At 55.6% G+C, this 8,844-nt stretch carries 6 protein-coding genes and 2 pseudogenes; 3 read left to right on the top strand and 5 right to left on the bottom strand.

All coding sequences use genetic code 11. The features are described from left to right. Window positions 1–265 precede the first annotated feature (265 nt). Window positions 266–478: pseudogene (locus TRP66_RS21345) on the bottom strand (hypothetical protein); the annotation flags it as partial. 122 nt (window positions 479–600) lie between these two features. On the opposite strand from TRP66_RS21345, the pseudogene TRP66_RS21340 reads away from it, so the two are divergent. Next, window positions 601–797 (top strand): annotated as a pseudogene (locus tag TRP66_RS21340) (LysR family transcriptional regulator); the annotation flags it as partial. 69 nt (window positions 798–866) lie between these two features. Here the strand turns inward: TRP66_RS21340 and TRP66_RS21335 are convergent. Beyond that, complete coding sequence (locus TRP66_RS21335; RefSeq protein ID WP_333406879.1) at window positions 867–1,856, bottom strand: zinc-dependent alcohol dehydrogenase family protein; 990 nt, start codon at window positions 1,854–1,856, stop codon at window positions 867–869. 164 nt (window positions 1,857–2,020) lie between these two features. Here TRP66_RS21335 and TRP66_RS21330 point away from each other — a divergent pair, with 164 nt between their 5' ends. Further along, window positions 2,021–2,908 carry a LysR family transcriptional regulator gene (locus TRP66_RS21330; protein WP_333406877.1) on the top strand — a complete coding sequence of 296 codons (888 nt, stop codon included), beginning with the start codon at window positions 2,021–2,023 and terminating at the stop codon, window positions 2,906–2,908. A gap of 414 nt (window positions 2,909–3,322) precedes the next feature. On the opposite strand, the gene TRP66_RS21325 is transcribed toward TRP66_RS21330, so the two are convergent. Next, on the bottom strand, window positions 3,323–3,922 hold the full coding sequence (locus TRP66_RS21325; protein WP_333406875.1) for a hypothetical protein: 600 nt from the start codon (window positions 3,920–3,922) through the stop codon (window positions 3,323–3,325). Between the two features lie 218 nt (window positions 3,923–4,140). Between TRP66_RS21325 and TRP66_RS21320 the strand changes: the two genes are divergently transcribed. Next, window positions 4,141–4,893, top strand: coding sequence for an abortive infection family protein (locus tag TRP66_RS21320; RefSeq protein WP_333406873.1), 753 nt, complete (start codon window positions 4,141–4,143; stop codon window positions 4,891–4,893). Between the two features lie 514 nt (window positions 4,894–5,407). Here the strand turns inward: TRP66_RS21320 and TRP66_RS21315 are convergent. Continuing rightward, the gene (locus TRP66_RS21315; RefSeq protein ID WP_333406871.1) at window positions 5,408–6,856 is read right to left on the bottom strand and encodes an argonaute/piwi family protein; all 1,449 of its coding nucleotides are present in this window, start codon (window positions 6,854–6,856) and stop codon (window positions 5,408–5,410) included. After that, complete coding sequence (locus tag TRP66_RS21310) at window positions 6,856–8,715, bottom strand: SIR2 family protein (protein WP_333406868.1); 1,860 nt, start codon at window positions 8,713–8,715, stop codon at window positions 6,856–6,858. The genes TRP66_RS21315 and TRP66_RS21310 overlap by 1 nt, the downstream gene beginning before the upstream one ends. Between the last annotated feature and the right edge of the window lie 129 nt (window positions 8,716–8,844).

Below are 8,844 nucleotides of genomic sequence, written 5' to 3'. Positions count from 1 at the left end.
CCACGCTATTGAGACTGTCGCTGGACAAGCACTGCTTGACCAGCTTGAGCTTGAACGCCGGATTGTACTTCGTCATGGTTGTCCCCTTGGGTCGAACTGGATGTCCAACTTTTGGGGGTCAGTTCAGTCTGGCATCCCTTTGATACCTTCTCTTTTTTACAGCAATTCATCGGTTCTACGCAATTATCGCACTCAAGACGAATTGGAGGCGGAGCTCCCTCATCTCATCCGATGAGCTAGCTCTGCCCCGCTTAGGTTAGTCGATTCATGGAGGCGTTTTTGGCCTACTGCTACAATCTCCTTCAAGTCCTAGCGCCAGCTGCAACATTCCAATCACGTCGGGGCCGTCCTCATTGATCCATGTCCCATAATGTTGGCGAATCATATTCCCACTCGTGTGCCCCATCTGCTCTGCGTTCCAGTCGATGGATGCCACTCCAGTGGTCAATAGTCGACTGGCGTAGGTGTGCCGGCATCGGAGAAGCTATGGCGAAGGGCAGCTTTGGGTCGAAAGCCGTCACTCCTACACCCGCTGCTTCACAGCGTCCACCACTCCCAGAGCCTCACCCAAAACCCACCACTCTGGTGATGGCACAACCGCGCATAGGCGCGGCTGTCGCGCGCATTGGTGAGTTCTCTGTAATTGAAGATCTGCAGCGCGGCGATCTGGTGCCGCTGCTGGAAGGTTGGCACCCCGGCGACCGGGAGCCGATTCACGCCGTGTTCGTTGGCGGCGCGGCGATGCCGACGCGGGTTCGGTGTTTGTGGATTTCCTGCTGGAGCGGCATCGGATCTGATGCTGTTTTCTTCATATCGCTAGTAATAAAATAGGCTGAACATTTGAATGTTCAGCCTGTGAGTGGCAGTCAGACCGTGACGACGATCTTGCCGATCTGCTGGTTGGCTTCCAGGAAACGATGGGCGTCCTGAATGTCGCTTAGAGCGAATGTGCGGGCAATGATCGGCCGCAGCGCTCCCGATTCCAGCCCTTCCAGAATGAACGCTTTGGCACGTCCAAGGGCATGTGGGTCAGAGACGATTTCGTTGTACAGGTAGCCCTTCAACGTGAGGCTCTTGCCCAATACGGTGAACAGCGGAAACGGCGTAGGTTCGGGGCTGAGCGCGCCATATTCCAGCAGGATGCCGCCGCGAGCCATGCTCTGGGTAAGCGCCTCAAACGCCGGCCCGCCTACCGGGTCGAATACCACACGTGCGCCTTGGCCGTTGGTCAACGCCATCACCTGCTCGACAATAGCTTCCTCGTCACTGACGATAACGTGAGCCGCACCTGCGTCCAGCAACGCTTGCTTTTTACTAGCAGAGCGCGTAATGCCGATGGCGGTCGCCCCGACCATTCTGGCGACCTGGAACGCGGCCAGGCCCACGCTGCTAGACGCGGCCGTGACCAGAACGAAGTCACCCTTGCCCAGTTTTGCCTGATCGACCAGTGCGCCCCACGCGGTGACGTACTGCATCCAGGAGGCAGCGGCTTGCTCAAAAGATAGGTTCTCGGGATTTTTCACCACTAGGTAAGCCGGCACATTCGTCACCTCGCCGTAAGTGCCCCAGCGTGCAATGTCGAGCGGCGGGATCAGGCCGACCTTGTCGCCAACCTCGATCTCGCTTACCGCACTGCCAACCGCTGTGACCACGCCCGACGCTTCGTAGCCCAACCGGCTGGGAAACTCGGCTTCCTGCAGGTAGGCGTGGTTGCGGTACATCACTTCAGCGCGGTTCAGGCCGATGGCCTTTACGTTGATTTGGACTTCATCGGCAGCGGGCGCCTGGACTTCCAGCTCTTCAAGTTTGAGCACACTGGCGTCGCCGTACTCGTGGATTCTGACAATGCGGGCCATCTGGATACCTCATGGTTTGCTCAGCCATATGGCTGAAAAGGAAAAAGCCGCGAAGCGCAGGTGGATTGAACGCTGGCGCTTCAAAGCGTGATGCCCACCTTAGGCGCTGGTCACCGGTAGAAAAAGGCCTAGAATGGCCCAAGACTAGAAACGCAGTGTTTATAATGGATCGCCTGAGCCACATGGCTACTTTTGTCAGAACCGTCGAATTGGGCTCGTTCAGCGCGGCCGCGGACGACCTCAACCTGTCCCCGCAATTGGTCGGCAAACACGTGAAGTTGCTGGAGCAGCACCTTGGCGTTTCGCTGCTGAACCGGACGACCCGACGCCAAAGCCTCACCGACTTCGGCCGGGCGTTCTATCAGCGCGCCAAGTTGATCCTCGCTGACATGCAGGCGGCGGAAAATCTGGCTGCAGTCACTCGAGGCGTGCCCAGCGGTCGCCTGCGGATCAATGCACCTGTGACGTTCGGGATGCACACGCTGGCGTCGCGCCTGCTGGAATACATGGTTAGATTTCCCCAGGTGTCGGTGGACCTGACCTTATCCAATGAGCTGGTGGATGTGGTCGACGACGGCTATGACGCCGTGTTTCGTATCGGCGAACTGACCCATTACGGCCTGAAGGCGCTGCCGTTGCGGCCTTATCCGCTGGCTCTGTGCGCCGCCCCCGCTTACCTGGCCCGGCGCCCCACAATCGCCAGCCCGTGGGACCTCCAACAACACGAATGCCTGGGCTTTGCCTATTCCGACGGGCGTTCGCATTGGAGCTTCGAAGGCCCGGAAGGCCGTATTGACGTGCCGATTACAAGCCGATTGACGATCAATCAGGGTGACCCTTTGGTGGCCGCAGCTGTTGCCGGACTGGGCATCGTGCTCCAGCCGCTGGAGCTGGTCAGCGATGCACTGCAAAACGGCACGCTGGTCAGCCTGCTTCCGCAGTACATGGTGCCAGCAACCCCCATGCACATCCTCTACGCCCCCGACCGACGTCTGACGCCCAAGCTGCGCAGTTTTCTCGACTTCTCTTGGGAGGCGTTCGGGAGCAGGTAAGGGCGCCGATTGGCGGCTTGTCGAAAAATTGATATCAGGGAGAAACCATTACGGTTATGAGGGCGATGCGGCGGCCAGGTTGATGGTTTAAAAAGGCACCCAGTCGATGTTGGATAAGATCATCACCTCTACCAACTGGGCTCCCATCATTATCTATCCAGAATCGAACAATGGCTGGGCTTCACCAAGGAGCAGGTGAGACGCTATCCGCGCCTCGAGGTCTACTCCAAAGCGCTTTTGACATTGGACATGAGGGCGCTGCGGGCGACAGACCCTGTGTTCCAGCGGTTCTATGACGAAGTCAGCTCAATCTGATCGCAAGACAGTAGCGCATGCGTGCTGGAGCGTGAATCATCGTTTGGTTAGAGCCAGCGTCTTTCAATTATCAGCAGGCTCATTCGGTGTGATTGAGGCTCAAGACGGCATCAGCAAGATGTGCGTAGCACCGATCCGCTCCAGGTAATCCCACCCAATCAGCTGCGGGTGATACTGCATATCGGCGGTCATGTCATCCGGATGCAGGAAACACATGCGGCCAATGACATCCGGCACTTCATTGACCACGCCGTAGGTCGTGCCAAATGTCATATCAATTACCTCATGGCTTGGCAGCGTGAGCCACGCATGCAGATTCAGAGCTAGGGAAGGTACGCCTTTTTTCAGCATCGTCTTGAGATCACGGGTATCGCTATGGAAAACATTGTGCCCGTTGTACTCGACATAACCTAGGGTGAACGTGAGCGGCACCCCCAGAGCTTCTTCTAATGGGGCTTTCAGCATTGCGGTTACGGCAAAGCACTGCTGAGAAACATCTTCAGCATGGAAATGGGATAGATGCGCTGCCGCCACTTGCTGAAAGATTTGGAGGTTGTGCTCGCTGACAAAGCGCTCGTCGGTGCGCCTGAAACCTGAGGGCGCCAAGCCCCAGCTTTTGCTGCGCTTCAAGGCTTGGGCAAAACGTTCTTCGTAGTCGCAAGCTGGTTGGCCAATCAGCTGCTTGATCCATGATAGCAATGGAGACTCCCTGTGCGGATGCAAAGCTGGAAGCATCAGGCCAGAGGAGGATGAAATCAATGGCTAGGCCCATGAGCGTTGCCACCAAGCGCCTAGTCAGATGATATCTTTGTGCTGTAGAGAACGGCGATTCCAATAATACGCTCCAGAACGACGCACGAGGGAGCGCTTCCGGAATCGCTGTCCCAATATAGGCTTACATTGGAGGTAAGACGTCAGTGTCTCTGATCGACGATGTTGATGCTTTACAGGCTATCTACGTAAACCGCGCGACCGGACTCGGTAACAATGACGACGAGCGAGATTATCCACTTTACCGTCAGAGAATTTTGGACGACCCACGTGCAGCTTCGCTTGTTCCTGCTTGGGTGAAACGGCACCGGAACCTAGATCAGTTCTGGGGCTTCATAAAGCCAAAACTTGGGTCGTACGCGGAACGTAGAAGCTTCATATGGAATGAGTTCAGAGCACTTGCTGATTACGCAGAGTCCGGCGATGTGCATCCGTCTGATGCGGTGGTGTCTGAGGCGATGAACCGCTTCGACGTCGAGCATGTACGTGGTGCATGGACTAAAGCGATTGAACGCCGTGCTTCGGATCCTGAGGGAGCGATCACCATGGCTCGGACGCTTCTTGAGTCCGTCTGCAAGCATATCTTGGAAGAAGCGGGCGATAGCGAGCATGAAGCAAATCCTGATCTCAACAAGCTCTACAAGCAAACAGCCTCGCTGCTCAACCTGACAAAGGCGCAGCATGAAGAGGTAGTTTTTAAGCAAATATTGGGAGGCTGTACTGCAGTTGTGGAGGGACTGGGCTCATTGAGAAATCGCCTCAGCGATGCGCACGGAAAGGGTAAAAATGGTGCGAAGGCAGCACCCCGACATGCCGAACTGGCCGTAAACCTGGCTGGCTCCATGGCAATGTTCCTACTTGCGACTTGGGAGTCCCGATCAGCCCAAGAGCAGCGTTAAAAACTCCTCCAAGCCGCGTCACTGTTAGCCGCGACAGTTTTAAATCATCCTGCACGTAGCGTCGTTGCCGGTTGCTATAGTCTTCATTCTTTATTTCCACGTTCCAGCGACCTAAAGAGGGCTGACCCAATCTGATTGCCCCCGAACTATTGCCTGTGCTGGGCTTGTGTCGTCCTAGATACAGAGAAGTCTGGGGCAGACAGATGGATCAGTCCCGGCAGCAACGCCGGCTGGGGGCGGCTCAGTGGTCAGCAGCAGTCGATAGCACCTGCTTACAGGTACTCCTGCACGCCTGGGCTTTGAAGGGCTTCGGGTAAGATTCGTTGGAGCATGGAATTCCTAGCTATAAGGGTGATCGCGTCCGCTGAACTATAGAGGGACAAGATCGCCCTTCATCCTGGGAATCCGGTAAGGGTGTTCACCGGGGGCTTATTTACCGACATCCCCACGAATCTGTGCCATCAGGCTAGCGCGTTGCCGCAGTGATTCTGCAACCGTGCCTGGGATGTAGGGATTACATAAACAACCTATAGGGATAAACGTGTCCAGGAAGATCTGGGACGCTGGCAATCGTGCGAGCTAGTGTCTGAGAATATCGAATGCTCACCGGCACTGGGTCATAGAGCGCGTCGTTGTTCCAGTCCATTTTTGTCAGCGCCAGCGCCTCGTGTGCAACGAGCTCTAGTGGCCCACTGCCGGCATGTCGAGTGAGTAGCAGCGGCTTGGGAATACTTTTTTTGCCTTGGTAGTAGTCGCCCTTAGAGGAAACCGTAGGCGCATTACCCGCGACCCAGACAAGAGCCGAGTTACCTGAGCGAGCAATCACTGTTCCTCGTGGCACGGGATAGTTGGCGGGTCGTGTTTTGCTAATCCGACCGTCTTCGACCAGCCAGACTCCTCTCCAGCAAGAGGCGGCACCAATCTCTATGCACTCGATTTCCTCTACTCCCGACAGGGCGTCAAATGCCCCATCAATTTCCTCCTGCTTGAATGCCGTGGTTTTATGGATAACCAACCTTTTGGGCAGTGTCCCACCATTACGTCCCTGATAAAGCTCCAGGCTTCGTGCCAGAACTGCTCGCATGTCGTCCCTACTCAGAAACGGATTGCGTCGTGCTTCTTCAACGTTGCTTACCGGATCGCGTGCCTCAAAGGCAACGAACTGCATACCCCCGCCATCCATATCGAAGACCTGTGAACAGCAGGTGACGTAGTGTGCATTGCGCTGGTCCCCTCGCAACGCGTAGGCGAGACCAATGTACGCGGTGTCCCGAGGCACGCCAGGTAGCGTCGAGAGCTTCCACGGCGTTCCTGCCGCTTTAACGTAGAGAGCTATCGCTAGACGCCACGCTAGTGCGGCTTTATGGCCGAAATGAAAAGTCCGGTCGTTCAGGACCTGCGTAGGAATATTGTATTTAGCACCTATAGCCTTGAGTGCGTCGTGGGCATCGAAATGCTCATTACGGGTGGCTGGCGCCCATGAATCGGGTAGGTGTACCAAGGCAACATCGAACTCATTTCGGATCGACGCCAGACGCTGGAGTGCTGCGTCCAGTGCTTGGAAAAGGCGGACTTGAAGATCACCAGATCCCGGCATCTGGCTGAGTGAGTCTGGCCATTTGATGTGGGCACTGGCGGGAGCTGAAACCAGCGCAACATGGAATAGCTCCTCAAAGCCTGGATAGGCCGGTACGTATTCAGTTCTCTCCGTTGGACGATGGGGGTTGCGTAACGATGCCATCAGGTCACCACGCTGCTTGAATGCCCCCTCAGGACCTATCGTCGCGATTCGAACTTGTGCGGTGTAGCCCCCAAAAGATCCTTTGGAAAATGGACCGTAGTTCAGCAGCCCGCGCAGAGGATGCTCGTCTACCTGCTGAGGATCAGAGGGTGAAAAAGTTAGAAGCGGTTCGCTTAGCAGCGTGAACGGCGGGAGTCTTGAGGCTTGCGGAGAGCTCGGCATCATTTGGTCCTATCGAAATAAGCGTCGTGATGGCCTGGTCGGCTCCAGCCCGTGAATTTGGATATTGTGAAGATTGCATCTACTCCACTACCGGCATCAAGGCCAAAAGCAGGCAGCTCTCCAGATTTAGTGGCTGTCAGAAGTGAAGCCCAAGCGTCGATGATTCCTGCCCATTGTTTGTTGTACCGAAGGGCCCATCTTTCCCGTCGCCAGTCTCCGACAGGGTCGCCCCCTCGGACCTCTGCGTGATAATCCTCCGTTGCGCTCTGGCTAGGCTGTCCTTTTCGCGGGACGTTCACAAATGTGTATGGTTCGAAGCCACACCACCAGCGAGTTTCGATTTTTTCCAGCTTCAGGTGCACACCTTCATGAAAGGGGAAGCCCAGCTTGGGTACGTTGCCTGTTAAAGGGCCTTCGTAAGCTTTTCGAAGCTGAGCAAGCTGCTCGGTGCGTTGCACAGTACGGTCCGGGCTTTCGCCTTCTTTAGGCGCTGCCACAATTAACGAATGTCCAGATCTCTTGAATCTTGGGATAAGTGGGCGGTATCGCGACAACGCGTTCACCAGCGCATCGTACAGAAGACCATGCGCCCAACTGTCTTTCGTGGCATCGAGCTCCATATTGCCAGCGAGCTGCGCTCCCAGTGGAGCTAGGGCCTTCAACAGTTCTGCATCGCGGCCAAAAACCGCGAGTTCCCGCCCTTGAGCTGCGACGATCGCACGGCATTTATGCTCTTTGAGTAGTTCTCTAATTTGAGGGGATGTTGCCGCGTTTTTCAGGGTAATGCGTCGCGCAGTGGAGGGGAGCGACTCCACCAAAAGAGCAGAATAGCGAAGGATGGGGAAGCGTCTGGCTTCGTTATCCGGCGGATTGACAGGAACGAGCCGGGGTACGGGGCGGCCCCTCATGATGTGATCCATGAGCGGTTGTGGCAGATCGATGTGTTTCATCACATCCCCCGCCAATTCATCAAATGTTTTGCACTCGACCACTGAGACATCGACGCCCGCGTGATGAGCATTTTCCAGAAACTCAGAGACGGCCGGCAACAGTCGAGAGCTTGAGCTTGTTATCCAGTACAGCCCATTTGGGAAAGGCGCCGTCTCCCTCAAAACCGAGCCCAAGGCTTCCATCACCGACGCGTCCCGCCCGCTGTAGCCGATGAATACCATCCCGAATCTTTTACTTGCCTCGACCAGTACATGTCTCATGTGTTGATCTTGGACCTCTAGTTCTGGGCCAGTATTTTTGATGGAAACGGACTGGTAGTCGCCGTGCAGCTTCGCCACTAATGGCCAGTCCGATTCAGTCAAGCACCGCATGGCGCGCTCGGCTGAGTCGATGGCAGCGACTGTCGGCCGGTTTTGGAATGAGGCCGGTAGCAAAGCGTTTGCGGCTTGGGCAGACTCCTCAATCAGTGGATCAAAATTCGTGGTGAAGATACAGTCTGCTTTTCCTGCTGCGATCAAGCTTCCGAGTACCTTGTGTCCAAAACAGGGGGTACCTTTGGAAATCGCATCGTCGATGTATTGCCGTCGATGTCTTGGTTGAGGGTAAACGGCCTCAAATGCAGCGGCATACTCCGTTGGATCACCATCGGGAGGAAGGAGCGAGGTCCGCCGAAAGAAATCATCAATTCGGTCAATCCAGACTTGGTCACCGTTATCAATTTCTCTTTTGGAGAGATTGTTCTCGCGACAAAAGATCTGCGCTTTGAAATCGCGGATCATGGAATAACCCGTTGGTATTCCTGAAGCTGCTGAGGCTCCGGCGCCTAGAAACCAGGCCACCAGGTTAGGCCTAAGTGCCAACGCGGTGGCAAAGGCTTGAGCTGACATCGTGGGAACGATTTGCGACAAGATATCTATTCCTTCCTTGAAACCGACCGAACGGCGTACACCTGCACTCTTTAACGTATTTCAAATTAATGCAAGCCTACCGCCTACTCCACTTTTACCTCGTCATTGTCAGCAACTGTGTCAGCCGTG

The sequence above is a fragment of the Pseudomonas sp. JDS28PS106 genome, from assembly GCF_036706555.1.
GTDB lineage: Bacteria > Pseudomonadota > Gammaproteobacteria > Pseudomonadales > Pseudomonadaceae > Aquipseudomonas.
This window is presented reverse-complemented; position numbering and strand designations above follow the sequence as displayed.